Below are 15,070 nucleotides of genomic sequence, written 5' to 3'. Positions count from 1 at the left end.
CGCCTCCGGCCTACCCGCCGGCCGCGCTGCGGCGTGGCGAGAGCGGCACGGTGGTGGTGCGCGTGGACGTCGATGCCAGCGGCATGCCGCTGGACGCGAAGATCGTCCAGCGCAGCGGTTCGCGCGACCTGGACCGCGCGGCGCTGGATGCGGTGCGCGGCTGGCGTTTCCAGCCGGCGCAGAGCAACGGCCAGCCGATGGTCGGCAGCCTGGAAATTCCCTTCGATTTCCAGCCGGCCCAGTAAGCTGAACGCAGCGTGCGCCGTACGCTGAACTGCCGCGGACCCGCGGGCGGCGCATTGACGTCGCGCTGACACCCGCGCCGTGGCTGACGGGCCAGACTCCAGGCGTCACTGGACGCATAAGGAGCCTGACGATGAGTGCCACTCACGCCCATGAACTCAATGCCGCCGCGCAGAGCGGACAACCCAGCAGCCATTCCACTTCGCCCGTGCTGTGGATGGCCCTGCTGCTGGCGATCCTGGTCGGCGTACTGACCCTGATGTGGCGGCACGCCGAGCGGGCCCCCGCGGTTCCTGCCAGCGCGGAAACCACGCCGGTCGTCGCGGCGCCGACGATGGATGCGCCGGCAGCCATGCGTACTCCCGCCACCGCATCGCATGGCCCGCGCAAGCCGGCGGCAGTCGGCGACCGCCAGGCGCGCCCGCTGGCCGGCAACCCCTCCCCCACCTACCCGCCGGCCGCACTGCGCGCCGGGGTCGAAGGCAGCGTCGTGGCCAGCCTGCAGGTCGATGCGCAGGGCAAGGTCACCGACGCCAGCATCGTGTCGCACGACGGCGAACGCAGCCGCGACCTGGACCGCGCGGTGTTGAACACGCTGGGTAGCTGGAAGTTCGAGCCGGCGCTGCGCAACGGCCGCGCGGTGGCCACCGTGGTGCGCGTCCCGGTGGATTTCCGCACCGGGCGCTGAGCGCGTCGCGATTGAAAGAAACGAACGGACCGGCAGCTCCACGCTGCCGGTCCGTTGCATTTTCCCCTGCCGTCAGGCGACCGTCAGCGCGAAACCCGCACCGCGCGCCAGCTGATCGTAGCCGGGGAAGGACGTCGCCACGTTGGCGACATCGTTGATCCGCACCTGCCCCTGGCTGAGCTGGCCGGCGATGGAGAACGCCATGGCGATGCGGTGGTCGCCATGGCTTTCGATGGTGCCACTGCCGAGCACGCCCGGATGGATGGTGGCGCCGTCCTCGGTCTCGTCGATGCGCAGGCCCAGCGTGCGCAGGCCGGCAGCCATCGCCGCAAGGCGGTCGGATTCCTTCACCCGCAGTTCGGCCGCGCCGCGCACCACGGTCGGGCCTTCGGCCGCCGCGGCGGCGATGAACAGCGCGGGGAACTCATCGATCATGTCCGGCACCACCTCCACCGGAATCTCCGCGCCCTTGAGCGGCGCATGGCGCACCACCAGGTCGGCCACCGGCTCGCCACCGTGTTCGGCCGGGTTCTCTTCCGTGATGTCCGCCCCCATCAGCCGCAGCGCGGCCAGCAGGCCGGTGCGGCGCGGGTTCAGGCCCACCGAGCGCAGGCGCACCTGTGAGCCCGGGATGATGCTGGCGGCGACGATGAAGAACGCAGCCGAGGAGAAATCCGCCGGCACCGCGATGTCGGCGGCGTGCAGGCGCTGGCCGCCGCGCAGGCGCGCCCGGCCTGGCTCGAAGTCGATCTCCACGCCGAAGGCGCGCAGCATGCGCTCGGTGTAGTCGCGGGTCGGGTGCGGCTCGACCACGGAGGTCTCGCCCTGCGCGTACAGGCCGGCCAGCAGCACCGCCGATTTCACCTGCGCGCTGGCCACCGGCAGTTCGTAATGGATGCCTTGCAGCGGCTGGCCGCCGTGGATGTGCAGCGGCGGCGTACCGTCGTCCTGCGTGTCGATGCGCGCGCCCATCTGCGCCAGCGGGCCGGTCACGCGGCGCATGGGGCGCTTGGTCAGCGACTCGTCGCCCACCAGGATGGTGTCGAACGGCTGCGCCGCGAGCAGGCCGGCGAGCAGGCGCATGCCGGTGCCGGCGTTGCCGCAATCGAGATCGCCGGCTGGCGCTTTCAGCCCATCCACGCCGACGCCATGCACGATGCGCCGCGACGGCGACGGGGTTTCGAAGCGCACGCCCATGCGCGCGAAGATCGCGGCGGTGGCGCGGGTATCTTCGCCCTCGAGGAAACCATCGATGCGCGATACGCCATCGGCCAACGCGGCGAACATCACCGCCCGGTGCGACACCGACTTGTCGCCGGGAATATCGAGCGTGCCCTGCAGGGGCTGGCCTTTGCTTGCGATCCAGTGGGGCTGGGAGGTCATGCCGGGTCTCTCTGGTGAATCCCTTCTCCCGCCGGGAGAGGGTGCCCCAAGGGGCGGATGAGGATGCGACGGGGCTCAGCGTCGAGGTGTTGCGCCCCGGCCCCTGCGCTGGCGCAAGGGCGTTGGTAGAGCAGCGAACCGGTGGCCCGCCAACCGCCCCTCTGGCCGAGGGGCTTCAAATCACGGCACGGCGACCGGATAGGAACCGAGCACCTTGATCTGCGCCGAGTGCGCCTTGAGCTCGGCCAGCGCGGCCTGCATCGATGCGTCCTCGATGTGGCCGGCCAGGTCGATGAAGAAACCGTATTCCCACTTGGCCTGGTGCGACGGCCGCGACTCGATGCGGTTCATGCTGATGCCATGGCGCGCGAACGGGCTGAGCACGTCGAACAGCGCGCCGGGCTTGTCGTGTATGAAGACCAGCACCGAGGTGCGGTCGTGGCCCGAGGACGGGAAGAACTGGCGGCCGATCACCAGGAAACGCGTGGTGTTGTCCGCATCGTTCTGGATCGGCTTGGTCACCACTTTCTTCAGGCCGTAGACATGGCCGGCGCTCTCGCCGCCGATGGCCGCCGCGTCGTCGGCGTTGCGCGCGCGGCGCGCGCCTTCGGCATTGCTGGATACCGGCACCTTCTCCGCCTTGGGCAGGTTGGCGCGCAGCCATGCCGAGGTCTGCATGAACGACTGCGGGTGCGCATAGACGCGCTCGATGTCCTCCAGCCGGCCGCTGCGCGACATCAGGAACTGCTGCACGCGCAGTTCCACTTCGCCGCAGATCTTGAGGTTGGAGGTCAGGAACATGTCCAGGGTGATCTGGATCGTGCCCTGCCCCGAGTTCTCCACCGGCACCACGCCGAAATCGGCGTTGCCGGCCTCCACTTCCTGGAATACTTCCTCGATGCTGGCCAGCGGCAGGCCCAGCGCCGAGCGGCCGAAATGCTTGAGCACGGCCTGTTGGCTGAAGGTGCCTTCCGGGCCGAGATAGCCGATCTTCAGCGGCTCCTGCTGCGCCAGGCAGGCCGACATGATCTCGCGGAACACGTGCACCAGCAGTTCGTCCGAGAGCGGGCCCTCGTTGCGGTCCACCACCATGCGCAGCACCTGCGCCTCGCGCTCGGGGCGGTAATAGTCGACGGCGGCGGCGAGCTTGCCCTTGGCCTTGCCGACCTGGTGGGCGAACTGCGCACGCTCGGCGATCAGCGACTGGATGCTGCGGTCGATCTGGTCGATCTTGGCGCGCACGTCGGCCAGTACCGGCTTGGCCACGGCGATGCCCGTTTCCTTGGCAGCGGCCTTCTTCGCGGACGCCGGCTTCGCCTTGCTGGTGGTCTTGGGTGGCTTGGATGCCATGGTTCTCGTCTGCCTGTTGCGTGCCGGCGCGATGCGCGCGGCGGGATCTGCGGATCAGCCGTTGCGCTGCTGGAAGTCGTGCATGAACGCCGCCAGCGCCTGCGCGCCTTCCAGCGGCATGGCGTTGTACAGCGAGGCGCGGATGCCGCCGACCGCCTTGTGGCCCTTGAGCGCGATCAGCCCCGCGGCCTTGGCATCAGCGACGAAGCGTGCGTCCAGTTCGGCGCTGGGCAGGAAGAACGGGATGTTCATCCGCGAACGCACCCCCGGCGCCACTTCGTTGCGGTAGAAGCCACCGGAACCGTCGATGGCCGCATAGACCAGCGAGGCCTTGGCCGCGTTGCGGCGGGCGAACTCGGCGGTGCCGCCCTGCGCCAGCATCCACTGCACGGTCAGGCCGAGCAGGTACCAGTTCCAGGTCGGCGGGGTGTTGAGCATGGAATCGCGCGCGGCGTGCGAGCGGTAATCGAAGATGTCCGCACGCGGCTGGCCGGCGCGTTCGAGCAGGTCGCGGCGGACGATGACCACCACGATGCCGACCGGACCGAGGTTCTTCTGCGCGCCGGCGTAGATGACGCCATAACGCGAAACGTCGATCGGCTCGGAAGCGATGGAAGAACTGAAATCGGCCACCAGCGGCACCGCGCCCACGTCCGGCACCTCTCGGAACTCGACGCCGTGGATGGTCTCGTTGGCGGTGATGTGCACGTAGGCCGCATCATCGGAAAGCTGCCACTGCGCGCGCGCGGGAATGTCGCGGAAGCCGCCGGCCTCGCCGTCGGCGGCGATGTTCACCTCCACGTAGGGCTGCGCCTGCTTGACCGCCGTCTTGCCCCAGTGGCCGCTGACCACGTAGTCCACGCGCTGCCCGGGCGCGGCGAGGTTCAACGGCAGCAGGGCCTGCTGCGTGGTCGCGCCACCGGCCAGGAACAGCACCGCGTAGTCATCGGGAATGCCGACCAAGGTACGCAGGTCGGCTTCAGCCTGCGCCGCCACCGCCATGAAATCAGCGCTGCGGTGGCTGATCTCGACGATGGACGCGCCCACGCCGTTCCATTCCAACATCTCCGCCTGCGCCTGGCGCAGGACCGATTCCGGCAGGGTCGCGGGGCCGGCACTGAAGTTGAACGCGCGCGTCATGTCACACCTGTCCAAGGGGAACCCCAAGTATGCCGCAGCGCAACAGGCTTTGGGGGCACAGGAAAAGTTGCATCTGCAGCCAATCCGCACGGGGTGCCACCGGGTGCCCGGAAGGCGGTTCCACCGGGAGGCGGAAGGAAGGTCAGCGGGCGCCGAACAGCAACAGCGCGCTGATCGCGCCGCCCAGCAGCAGCGCGCTGAGCAGCAGCCACGGCCAGCGCCGCGCGCGCGGCGGCCGGAGTTCGTCCGCGCCCGGCTCCTGCTCCGCGCCGGAAGCCTCGGCCGCGGCGGAGAACGCGGCCGAATGGGCATCCAGCGGGACTTCGAGCACGAAGCGCTGGTTGCCTTCAAACACCACCTGGTCGCCGCCCTGCAGCCAGCAGTGCCGGACCGCGACGCCGTTGACCCGGCATCCTTCCGGCGAACCGAGGTCGCGCAGCAATACCCGGTCGCCGTGGCGCTCGAACCGCGCCTGCCGTTCGGGGAAAACCGGATCGTCGATCACCACGTCCGCCGCGCCGTCGCGGCCGATGGTGCGGGGGCGGTCGAGCGGGTAACAGCGCCCATGGTGGCGGCCGCCGACGCCGCGCAGCAGCACGCGCAGGTCCTCGCCGTCATCGCCGGTTGCCGCTGGCGGCTGCGCGACGGGTTCGCACTCCCCGCGCAGCAGCATCTCCACGCCATCGACGTAAACCGAGTCGCCGGCGCGCAGCAATGCCATGCGCCGCACCGGGCGGCCATTGACATGGATGCCGCGGCTGCCGCTGGCCACCTGCAGCCAGACCCCGCGCTCGTCGGTGCAGAAGCGCGCCAGCAGCAACGGGCCGACGCTGTCGTCGCCCAGCCGGACCTGCCCGCTGGCATCGCGGACGATGCGCTGCACCCCCGGCGCTAGGGGCTGATCGGGCTGCTGGCGATTGCTGAAATGGACTTGCAGAGTGCGCACCGGCGGCAGCCTAGCAGGTTGGCAGGACATGCAGAAGGTGGTCGCGGGACTTGGACTGCGCGGCGCGTGTCCGCACAATGCCGCACCCTTGTTCCACGCCAGCCCGCCAGGAGCTTCCCATGTCCACCATCGACATCCGCCACGCCCACACCCTGTCCGACGAAAGCGCCCGCGAAGCCATCGCCGAGGTCGCCCGCAAGCTGCAGGAGCGCTTCGACGTCAACGCCCGTTGGGAAGGCACCAATCTGCATTTCGCCCGTTCCGGCGTCGATGGCGTGATCGAGATGCTGCCCGGCGCGGTGCGGGTGAAGGCCGAACTCGGCTTCCTGCTGTCGGCGATGAAGGGCATGGTCGAATCGGAAATCCAGCGGGTGCTGGCCGAAAAACTGGGCTGAACGAAGCCGCGCGGATGCCGGGCGCCATCACGCCGCGCAGGCATCGCCGCCGCTACGGTATTCCCTGTCGCCCGCACAGAGGAACGCCGCCATGAATACCCACGAACACCACGATGCCGGCCGCGACCCCGGCGCGGCCGCGCAGGAGCGCGGCGCACGCACCGGACGCACGCTCGCCGGATCGGCGCAGCAGGTCTGGCTGGCCGGGCTCGGTGCGCTGTCGCGGGCCCAGGCCGAGGGCAGCCGGCTGTTCGAATCGCTGGTCAAGGAAGGCGAATCGATGGAGGCGCGCAGCCGGCAGGATTCGACACGCGGCGAGACCCTGCGCGATTCGGTGGAAAGCACGCTGGAGCAGGCCCGCGAGCGCGCGGCCGGCACCTGGGACCGTGTCGAGAAATCCTTCGAGGACCGGGTGCAGCGGGTCCTGCGGCGCATGGACATTCCCAGCCGTTCCGACATCGAAGCGCTCAACGCGCGGCTGGACGCGCTCAACCATCGCCTGAACCGCGCCGAAGCCAACGCAACGCCCAGGCAGGCACCTGAAGAACACTGATGTTGCAAAGCAGCATCAACTGAGCAAGAATCGACCCGACCCGCCAGCAGTACCGCGCCGTTTGTCTCCCTCCCCTCACGGCTCCGGATGGCGGGTTTTTTATTGCCGCGATCCCGTGCGGCAACCGCTCCGGGCCATCGCCAGGCGATGTCATGAGCCGCTCCAGGCGGTTTTTTGCGCCCGCTCTCCCGGCGACTCCCCGCATGCCGCCATCCGTGCGTGATGAGCGCGGTTACAGGAGCGCACTTCCGTACGCGGCGGGGCCCGCCCGCCAATGCCTCATCGCGCACTGCAGCGCGCTTCCGCATGGCAGCGCTGCCGCCCTTCACTGGCGACTGCCTTTCGTCGCCGTTGGCGCAGCGTTGCAGCTGCCCGGCCTGACCCTGCCCTGGCGTTGAAGCCTTGGGCGGGGCGAGTCCTGCATCTACGAGCCGGGGATGTCAGCGCACGATCAGGTCGATCAGCCACTGCGCCTGCCGGTACGGCGGTTTCAGCAGGTCGCCACCGGTACGACGGGCCTGCCACAGGATCGGCAGCTGCTTGCTCATCGCGTCGAAGCCGACGCGGCCGTGGTAGGCGCCCATGCCGCTGGGGCCGATGCCGCCGAACGGCAGGTTGCTGATGGCGAAATGGAACAGCGTGTCATTGACCGAGATGCCGCCGGCCAGGGTGCTGCGCAGGATCCGCTCCACGCTGGCGCGGTCATGGCTGAACGGGTACAGCGCCAGCGGGCGGTCGTGGGCGTTGACGTAGCCGATGGCCTCGTCCAGCGAACGCACGCTGCGGATCGGGAACACCGGACCGAAGACTTCCTCCTGCATCACCGTCGCATCGTCGCCAGGTTCCAGCACCAGGGTTGGCGGGAACAGGCGCTGCGCCGGATCGGCTTCGCCCAGCACGATCACCTCCAGTCCGCGCGCACGGGCGTCGTCCACGTAACCCTGCAGGCGCGCGTACTGGCCCGCGTTGATGATGCGGCTGTAATCGCCATTGCCGGCCAGGCCCTCGCCATAGCGCGCGCGCACCTGCGCGCGCAGCGCCTGCACCAGCGCATCGCGGCGCGACGCGCCTACCAGCACGTAGTCCGGGGCGATGCAGGTCTGCCCGCAGTTGAACCACTTGCCGGTCGCCAGCCGTGCCGCGGCCTGTTCCAGCGGATAGTCGTCGCAGACGATGGCCGGCGACTTGCCGCCCAGTTCCAGCGTCAGCGGGGTCAGGTTCGGCGCGGCGGCGGCCATCACCTTGCGCCCGACCGCGGTGGATCCGGTGAACACCAGGTGGTCGAACGGCAGCGCGGCGAACGCGCCGGCCACGTCGGCGCCGCCCTCGGCGACGGCGACACGATCGGCGGGAAACACTTCGGCCAGCAATTCGCGCAGGAAGGCCGCCGTGCGCGGCGTGTGCTCGGAAGGCTTCAGGTAGACGTGGTTGCCGGCAGCGATGGCGGTGGCCAGCGGGATCAGCGCCAGGTTGACCGGATAATTCCATGGCGAGATGACGCCGACCACGCCTACCGGCTCGGGGCGGATCTCCGCGCGCGCCGGCAGGAAGCGCCAGCCCACGCCGACGCGTCGCGGCTTCATCCAGCGGCGCAGGTGCCGGCGCAGGTGGTCGATCTCGTTGAGCACGGTCATGCCGTCGGCGATGCGCGATTCGTGCAGCGAACGATGGCCGAAATCGGCGGCGATGGTCTGCGCCATCTCGTCGAGCCGCCGCTTCAGGGCCTCGCGCAGGCGCAGCAGGTCGGCGCTGCGCTGCGCGCGGTCCGGCTTGTGCATCTGCCAGGCGGCGCGCAGGCGGTCCAGGGTCGGGCGCAGTTCGGAAACGGGCGTGGTGGCGAGGATATCCATGCGATGAAGTCTGTGGAGGCCGGCGGTCCGGCATTGCATCGGGAGGATGGGCCGGCGCATGCCGCCGCGTCCAGCATGGATGCGGCGGCACGCGCCTCGTAGAGCGGGGCTGCGCCCCGCCGGGAATCCATCGGCCAGGCCCCTGCCCGGCAGGCGCGGGTCAGAACCGGTACGCCAGCTCCATGCCATAGAAACGCGGCTCGCTGACGCCGGCGGCTGTGGTGCCGACCACCGTGGTGCCATAGGTATACAAGCCGTTGACGTAGCGGTTGTCGAACGCGTTGTTGACGTACGCGGCCACGCTCCACTGCGTGGACGGCGAACGCCAGCGCAGGTACAGGTCGGTGCGGTTGCGTTCCTCGCCGATGGTGAAGGTGGCATAGCGCCCGCAGTTGCCCTGGCTGGAAGAACCCGAGTTGCAGCGCCCGCGCCCGCCATAGGAATGCCGCGCCGAGAACGTCAGGTCGCCGTGCCCGCCCAGCGGCACGGTGTAGGCCGCGCCGGCGGCGAAGGACAGGTTCGCCTCCCCGGTCGGTTGCCCGCTGAGATCAACGCCATCCGGGGTGATGAAGTCCTTGTAGGTCGAGTCGATCCACTCGGCGGCGAAGTCCACGCTCAGGTGCTCGCTGGCCTGCCAGCGCGCGCTGAAATCCACGCCGCGCGCGGTCAGGTCGCTGGTGCTGACCACGTAGCGCGGGATGTCGGCCGAGGTGTCAAGGCGGATCGCCTGGCGGTTGTCGTACACGTAGTAGAACGCCGAGGCCTCGTACTGGATGCGCAGGTCGCGCAGGTCGCGCTTGATGCCGGTCTCGAAGTTCCACACGCTTTCATTGTCGAAGGCCGCGCCCGGCGAGAACACGTTGTAGCCGCCGGCCTTGTAGCCCTTGGCCACCGAGGCGAACAGCATGGTGTCCCCGGACGGGTGATAGTCGACGACCAGACGCGGGCTCCAGTCGCTCCACGCATGCCTGGCGCGGTTGGTCACGCCCTTGTTGGCCATCGAGATCGGGTCGCTGAAGGCCAGGTCGAAGCCGGCCAGGAACGCCGCATCGAGCGGGATCAGGCCGTCGCCATCCTCGTCCATGGCGCACAGGCCCAGTGCCTCGCACGGCACCGGCTGCGGCAGCACGCCGTACTGCTGCAGCGTCTGCAACGCCTGGTTCAGCGCGTCGGCGCGATGGTAGTCATTGAACCAGGTGAATTTCTTCTCATCGCGCGTATAGCGCAGGCCGAAGGTCAGGTTGAGCTTGTCGGTGGCGTGCCAGATCACGTCGCCGAACGCCGCGTAGGCGGTGGAGTCGACCGTGTTGTCGTAGGCCTCGCGCCACGGATGGCCGAACAGCTGCACCGGGATGCCGTAATAATCCGCCGCGTCCTGCAGCATGCCGAACAGCGGCATGCCGTACAGGCCCGCGGCGGCGGTGTTGATGCTGTCGCTGGTCAGGTCGACCACGCTGGATTGGCTGGCCTTCTCCTGGAACCAGCTCGCACCGGCCACCCAGTCCAGCCGCTCGGTGTTGCCGCTGAACTTGAACTCCTGGTACCAGGTGGTGTTGTCCTCGATGTTGATGGTGTCCAGGTACAGCTCGCTGCGGTTGGTGCCGTCTTCCTCGGCGCGGTTGTAGGTATCGAAGCTGCGCCAGGAGGTCATCGAGCTCAGGTGGCCCCATTCGAACGCGTGGTCGAGGATCAGGGTCGCGCCATCGAACTTGCGGGTCTCGTCGTTGTCCGGCACATCGGTGTAGGCCGCGTGGCCGATCGGGTTCTGGTACTGCGCCGGATCGGCGGGCACCGGCGGCACGCCCGGCGCCGGCGGCAACGCGACGATGCCGATGGCCGGGCGCGAGCGCTGGTCCATGTCCTCGTGGTCCCAGCTCAGCAGCATCTGCGTGTTGTCGCCGATGTCCCAGCGGAAGGCCGCGCGCGTAGCCCAGTTGCGGCCGTCGTCCAGCGGCTTGCCGGTGGCCGCATCCTTGACCCAGCCGTCGGTCTGGCTGCTCATGGCATTGAGGCGGAAGGCCGTGGTTTCGCCGGCCGGCAGGTTGAGCATGCCGTCGAAATACTGCTTGCCGTAATTGCCCATGCGCACGCGCGCGCGGCCTTCGAGTTCGTTGCCGGGCCGCTTGGTCACGATGGACACCGCGCCGGCGGCGGTATTGCGCCCGAACAGGGTGCCCTGCGGGCCTTTCAGTACTTCGATGCGTTCCACGTCGAGGAATGGCAGCACCGTGCCGCCGCCGCGGCCGGCGTAGACGCCATCGACATAGACGCCGACGGTCGGATCGGTACCGATGCCGAAATCGCCGGTGCTCAGGCCGCGCAGCTTGAAGCTGGCCTGGGTCGGCTGGTCGTCGCTGATCGACAGGCCCGGGACGAAGCTGTCCAGGTCGCCCAGGTTCTCGGCCATGGTCTGTTCGATGACGTTCTCGCCGATCACCTGCAGCGCGATGGGCACGTCCTTGAGTTCCTGCTCGCGGCTCTGCGCGGTGACCACGATCCGGTCCAGCTCGATCGCATCCGGCTGCCCTGGCGGCGGATGTTGCGCCTGCGCGGCAAGCGCCGGCGAGGCCAGCAGCGAGGTCAGCAGCGCCTTGCGGACGCCGCGCGACAATCTGTTGTAGGTCATCGAGTTCCCCTTTCCCATTGAGTTCCCCTTGCCATTGGTCGCGCGCGGCACTGCCAAGGCCGCGCGCTTTCCACTGTGTGCATGCCTGCTCCGCGCTACGCGCCGCACTCCTGCGCGGACATGGCCGCGATCCACTGCCGTATCAGTTCCACGCCCTCTTCGTGGACCAGGCTGCGCCCCAGCTCCGGCATCATCACGCCCGGGTCGGTGCTCTCCATCCGGTAGGTCAGGATCGAGTCGTCCGGTTTGCCGGGAACGATGTCCCAGGCCCGGTTGCCGGTGCCCTGCCCCGCGGCGATCGGCAGCTTGCAGCGCCCTACCCGCAGCGGATCGTGGGTGTTCGAATCCAGCCACATGCCCGAGGTGCGCGCCGCGCCTTTCTGGCTGTGGCAATGCCCGCAGTTGATGTCCAGGTACGAACGCGCACGCGCTTCCAGCGGCGCCTGCACATCGTTCCAGGCAAGGTTCCGCGGCAGTTCGCCGGCGGGCACCTCACCCAGGTAGCCGACCTCCTGCCAGTGCTGCAGCTGGTTGGCCTTGCCGCCGGCATAGGCGACATCGTGGTTGAGATGCCGCGCCTTCGGACCGATCGGGAAAATCTGCTTGGACTTGAGATCGACGCCATGACAGCCGGCGCACTGGTTCTCGTCCGGCACCATGTACTCGATCTGCTGGCGCCTGCCGTCCTTGTCCGCCAGGGTCAGCGGCACCAGGTCGCCGGTACGCATCAGCCGGGCCTCGCTCTGCTCGGCGTTCCATACATAGGGCAGCGCGATCCAGCCCGACTCACGACGCACCAGCAGCCGCGTCTCCACCAGCCGCACCTTGCCCAGCGTCAGCCCCCCATCCGCCTCGGCGCCGGCGTCGTCGCTGCGCAGCACCGTGTCGCCCTCGCCACGCGGGTAATAGAAGGTCTTGCTGATGATGGTGCCGACCGGGAAGTCCAGCGCCTCGTCCGCCTGGTAGCGCGCGGATGCGCCTTCCGGCATCCACACCGTGCGCAGCTTGTGCGCGTAGTCGGTGAACAGGGCCGAATCCAGGTCGTAGGGCAGCACCCGCGCATTGAGCCGCAGCCGGCCCTCCGCCACGTAGACAACGCTCCAGTCGGACAGGCGCTCGGGCATGCCTTCGGCGAAGAAATGCACCGGCTTGGGCGCCGGGGTGCGCGCGCAGGCGGCCAGGATCAACAGCGCGGCCAGCCCGGCCACCCCCAGGAAGATTCGATGCAACGCCATGGGCGCCACCTCAACCGCGCTTCAGGTCGATCGCCGGCAGCGACGGCAAGGCGCAGTCGTAAGGCTTGGCGTCCTTGCTCGGATTCTTGTAGCCGCCGGGGCCGTCGGCATTGAGCACGCCGGACACGTCGCGCAGGCAGATCTGCGGGCCTTCCCTGCGCTGCGGATTGACGTAGCCGTCGAACAGCACGTCCGGGAAATGGCCGGTCAGCCCGTACATCGCCACCTTCAATGCCTTGAAATCCATCCGGTCGGGCGAATCGCCGCCGCCGGACAGGCGGTTGCCGTGCACGTGGATGCGCTCCGGATAGGGATCGAACTCGCCCGAGGCCTTGTCGTCCTTGTAGCCGGTGGAATACACGCTGGAAACGATGATGTTGGCGGTCTGGTTGTCGGCGATGTCGTTGTCGAAGATCTCGATGTTGTCGTTGGAGTTGATCACCACGCCGCTGCCGGCCGGCACGCTGGCCACCGGCGTGCCCTTGGCGCCGAAATTGTCCAGGTTGTTCGCCACCACCTTGTTCCTGAACACGCGGATCGCATCGCCCTGCTGGGTCAGCGCGGGCATGTTGAACACCAGGATGCCGCCGGTGTTGCCGGTGGCCACGTTGTCGTAGACGTCGGCGTTGATCGTGTTCTCGACCTCGATGCCGGCCACGTTGCGCTCGGCGCGGTTGTTGCGGACGATCACATCGCGCGACTGGCCCACGTAGATGCCCGAATCCGAGGCGCCGATCGCCACCGAATTCTCGATCAGCACGTTCCTGCACAGCACGGGGTACAGGCCGTAGCCGCCGTTGCTGGTCTTCGGCCCGCCGGTCCACTCCACGCGCACGCCGCGGATGGTGACGTTCTCGGACTGGCTGATCTTGAAGCCATCACCCTTGCTGTCCTCGATCGCCAGGTTCTCCAGGGTGAAGCCGTCGGCGTTCACCAGCAGGCCCTCTGCGCCGGCCTTCTGGCCCTTGAAGCTGAGGATGGACTTGTCCATGCCCTGCCCGCGCAGGGTGACATTGTCCACGCGCAGGCTGAGGCTGCGGTCGAACTGGAAGGTGCCCTCCGGCACCTCGATCACGTCGCCCGGCTTGGCGTCCAGCAGCTTTTCCTGCAGGACCCTGGCGAAGCCGGCGTCGCCCGCCGGCGGCGCCGGCGCGTCGGGAGCCTTCTGCTGGCAAGCGGACAGCAGGAGCGCAAGAGCGCCGATCGTGCCGACAAAAATGCTGCGTTGCATGAATTCTCTCCCGTACGTGCTCGCCAAGTCTGCGCCGCAGTCTGGTGCGTATGAATGCATTGCGCGAAGGGCATAAGCGGCATACAAAGGGGGGCAAAACGGACAATCGGAAGGACTTCGGATGCGTTTGAACACCGCAATCGGCGACGATCTGTCCACCGCCGACCGGCCTACCAACATCCTCTGCGGCCTGATGCAGCTCGCCGCCGAGACCGGAATCGACTGCAATGGCTGGTTCGCCGGAACCCGCCTGCAACCGGAGGAAATCAGCAATCCCGACACCCGCATGTCCTACCGGCAGGCGATCACGGTGATCCGCCGCGCCCTGCCCTCGCTGCCGGTCGAAGGCGTGGGCCTGGTGCTGGGCGACCGGCAGAACCTCGGCAATTTCGGCCTGCTCGGACTGGCGATGAAGACCGCCCCCGATTTCGGCGAATCAGTGCGGGTCGGCCTGGCCTACCAGCGCAACAGCGGCGCGCTGATGGACATCACCCTGGCCGAGCATGACGACACCTGCGTGGCCGCGGTCGCCACCGCGCCGGACGAGGCCAGCGATCTGCAGCCGTTCCTGTGCGAGGAACTGTTCTCCAGCGTGCTGCAGCTGGTCCGCGAACTGGTCGGCCCGGACTTCCGCCCGCTGCGCCTGGAACTGGGCTACCCGGCTCCCCGCTACGCGCAGCGCTACCGCGATCTGTTCGACTGCGAAGTGCGTTTCGGACAGCCGCGGCATGCGCTGGTGATCGAACGGCGCTGGCTGGAACTGCCCTTTGCCAGCTACAACCCGGCAACCTCGAACCAGGTGATGACCCTGTGCCGCATGCAGATGGACGTCCAGCCTCCATGCGGGGAGACCACCGCCGCGCTGGAAAGCCATCTGCGCACGCGCCTGCGCGAAAACCCGCAGATGGCCGAGATGGCCGCCGCACTGCACCTGAGCGAACGCACGCTGCGCCGGCAGCTGGCCGATGAGGGCACATCCTTCAGTGCGGTCCACGACCGCGTGCGCACCAAGCGCGCGATGGAACTGCTGCGCGATCCCAAGCTCTCCATCGTCGCCATCGGCGGCCGGCTGGGCTTCAACGATGCGCGCGAATTCCGTCGCGCGTTCAAGCGCTGGACCGGACGTGCGCCGAGCGAGGCACGGCGCTCCGGCGACTGATGGCAGGCCCCGCCCTGCGGAGAACACCCGGCTCCGCGGCACCGGGCATTACCCCGGGGGGCTTGCGTGATAATGCCCCAGCGGGGCGTTGCCCCGCTCTACGAGGAACACGCGCCCTGTAGCGCCGGGCAGCGCCCGGCGGGGCTGGCCCGGTAAACCGGCTGGGCGCTGCCCCGCTCTACGGAGCATTCGGGCGCTGGACGGAAAAACGCCGCGCATCACTGCGCGGCGTTCCGTTTTTCGGCCCATGTTTCGCCGGCACGTTGCGCCG

General features: G+C 68.7%; 13 protein-coding genes. 5 read left to right on the top strand and 8 right to left on the bottom strand.

The genetic code is table 11. The annotated features are described in order from the left end of the window. Both ABB22_RS08690 and ABB22_RS08685 read left to right on the top strand, forming a co-directional pair. Window positions 1–245 (top strand): energy transducer TonB (locus ABB22_RS08690; RefSeq protein WP_152984090.1); only part of this gene is annotated, 245 nt, incomplete at its 5' end. Window positions 246–376: 131 nt separating this feature from the next. Then, entirely contained in the window at window positions 377–931 is a 555-nt protein-coding gene (locus tag ABB22_RS08685; protein WP_055764957.1) for a TonB family protein, read from the top strand. 72 nt (window positions 932–1,003) lie between these two features. Here the strand turns inward: ABB22_RS08685 and aroA are convergent, their stop codons facing one another. From aroA to ABB22_RS08665, 4 genes are all read right to left on the bottom strand, one after another. Continuing rightward, window positions 1,004–2,314, bottom strand: coding sequence for a 3-phosphoshikimate 1-carboxyvinyltransferase (gene aroA, locus ABB22_RS08680; protein WP_055764955.1), 1,311 nt, complete (start codon window positions 2,312–2,314; stop codon window positions 1,004–1,006). A 180-nt stretch (window positions 2,315–2,494) separates the two neighbouring features. Beyond that, the gene (gene pheA, locus ABB22_RS08675) at window positions 2,495–3,664 is read right to left on the bottom strand and encodes a prephenate dehydratase (protein WP_055764954.1); all 1,170 of its coding nucleotides are present in this window, start codon (window positions 3,662–3,664) and stop codon (window positions 2,495–2,497) included. Between the two features lie 54 nt (window positions 3,665–3,718). Then, a complete protein-coding gene (serC, locus tag ABB22_RS08670) occupies window positions 3,719–4,804 on the bottom strand; it encodes a phosphoserine transaminase (RefSeq protein ID WP_055764952.1) in 1,086 nt (361 codons plus the stop codon). Between the two features lie 142 nt (window positions 4,805–4,946). Continuing rightward, a complete protein-coding gene (locus ABB22_RS08665) occupies window positions 4,947–5,780 on the bottom strand; it encodes an FHA domain-containing protein (protein WP_425477796.1) in 834 nt (277 codons plus the stop codon). Between the two features lie 89 nt (window positions 5,781–5,869). Here ABB22_RS08665 and ABB22_RS08660 point away from each other — a divergent pair, with 89 nt between their 5' ends. Both ABB22_RS08660 and ABB22_RS08655 read left to right on the top strand, forming a co-directional pair. Then, window positions 5,870–6,145: a polyhydroxyalkanoic acid system family protein gene (locus ABB22_RS08660; protein WP_055764948.1), complete on the top strand. Its 276-nt coding sequence runs from the start codon at window positions 5,870–5,872 to the stop codon at window positions 6,143–6,145. 91 nt (window positions 6,146–6,236) lie between these two features. Next, window positions 6,237–6,698, top strand: a complete 462-nt coding sequence (locus ABB22_RS08655; RefSeq protein ID WP_055764946.1) for a phasin family protein — start codon at window positions 6,237–6,239, stop codon at window positions 6,696–6,698. 440 nt (window positions 6,699–7,138) lie between these two features. On the opposite strand, the gene ABB22_RS08650 is transcribed toward ABB22_RS08655, so the two are convergent. From ABB22_RS08650 to ABB22_RS08635, 4 genes are all read right to left on the bottom strand, one after another. Continuing rightward, window positions 7,139–8,548: a coniferyl aldehyde dehydrogenase gene (locus ABB22_RS08650; protein WP_055764943.1), complete on the bottom strand. Its 1,410-nt coding sequence runs from the start codon at window positions 8,546–8,548 to the stop codon at window positions 7,139–7,141. 160 nt (window positions 8,549–8,708) lie between these two features. Beyond that, window positions 8,709–11,174, bottom strand: a complete 2,466-nt coding sequence (locus ABB22_RS08645) for a TonB-dependent receptor (RefSeq protein WP_055764941.1) — start codon at window positions 11,172–11,174, stop codon at window positions 8,709–8,711. Window positions 11,175–11,269: 95 nt separating this feature from the next. Beyond that, window positions 11,270–12,409, bottom strand: coding sequence for an SO2930 family diheme c-type cytochrome (locus ABB22_RS08640; RefSeq protein ID WP_055764940.1), 1,140 nt, complete (start codon window positions 12,407–12,409; stop codon window positions 11,270–11,272). A 10-nt stretch (window positions 12,410–12,419) separates the two neighbouring features. Further along, window positions 12,420–13,640 (bottom strand): parallel beta-helix domain-containing protein, encoded by a 1,221-nt coding sequence (locus tag ABB22_RS08635; RefSeq protein ID WP_055764938.1) that lies wholly within the window; start codon window positions 13,638–13,640, stop codon window positions 12,420–12,422. 121 nt (window positions 13,641–13,761) lie between these two features. Here ABB22_RS08635 and ABB22_RS08630 point away from each other — a divergent pair, with 121 nt between their 5' ends. After that, a complete protein-coding gene (locus tag ABB22_RS08630; protein ID WP_055764936.1) occupies window positions 13,762–14,799 on the top strand; it encodes an AraC family transcriptional regulator in 1,038 nt (345 codons plus the stop codon). Window positions 14,800–15,070 lie beyond the last annotated feature (271 nt).

The organism is Stenotrophomonas nitritireducens, assembly GCF_001431425.1.
Classification (GTDB): Bacteria; Pseudomonadota; Gammaproteobacteria; order Xanthomonadales; family Xanthomonadaceae; genus Stenotrophomonas; species Stenotrophomonas nitritireducens.
This window is presented reverse-complemented; position numbering and strand designations above follow the sequence as displayed.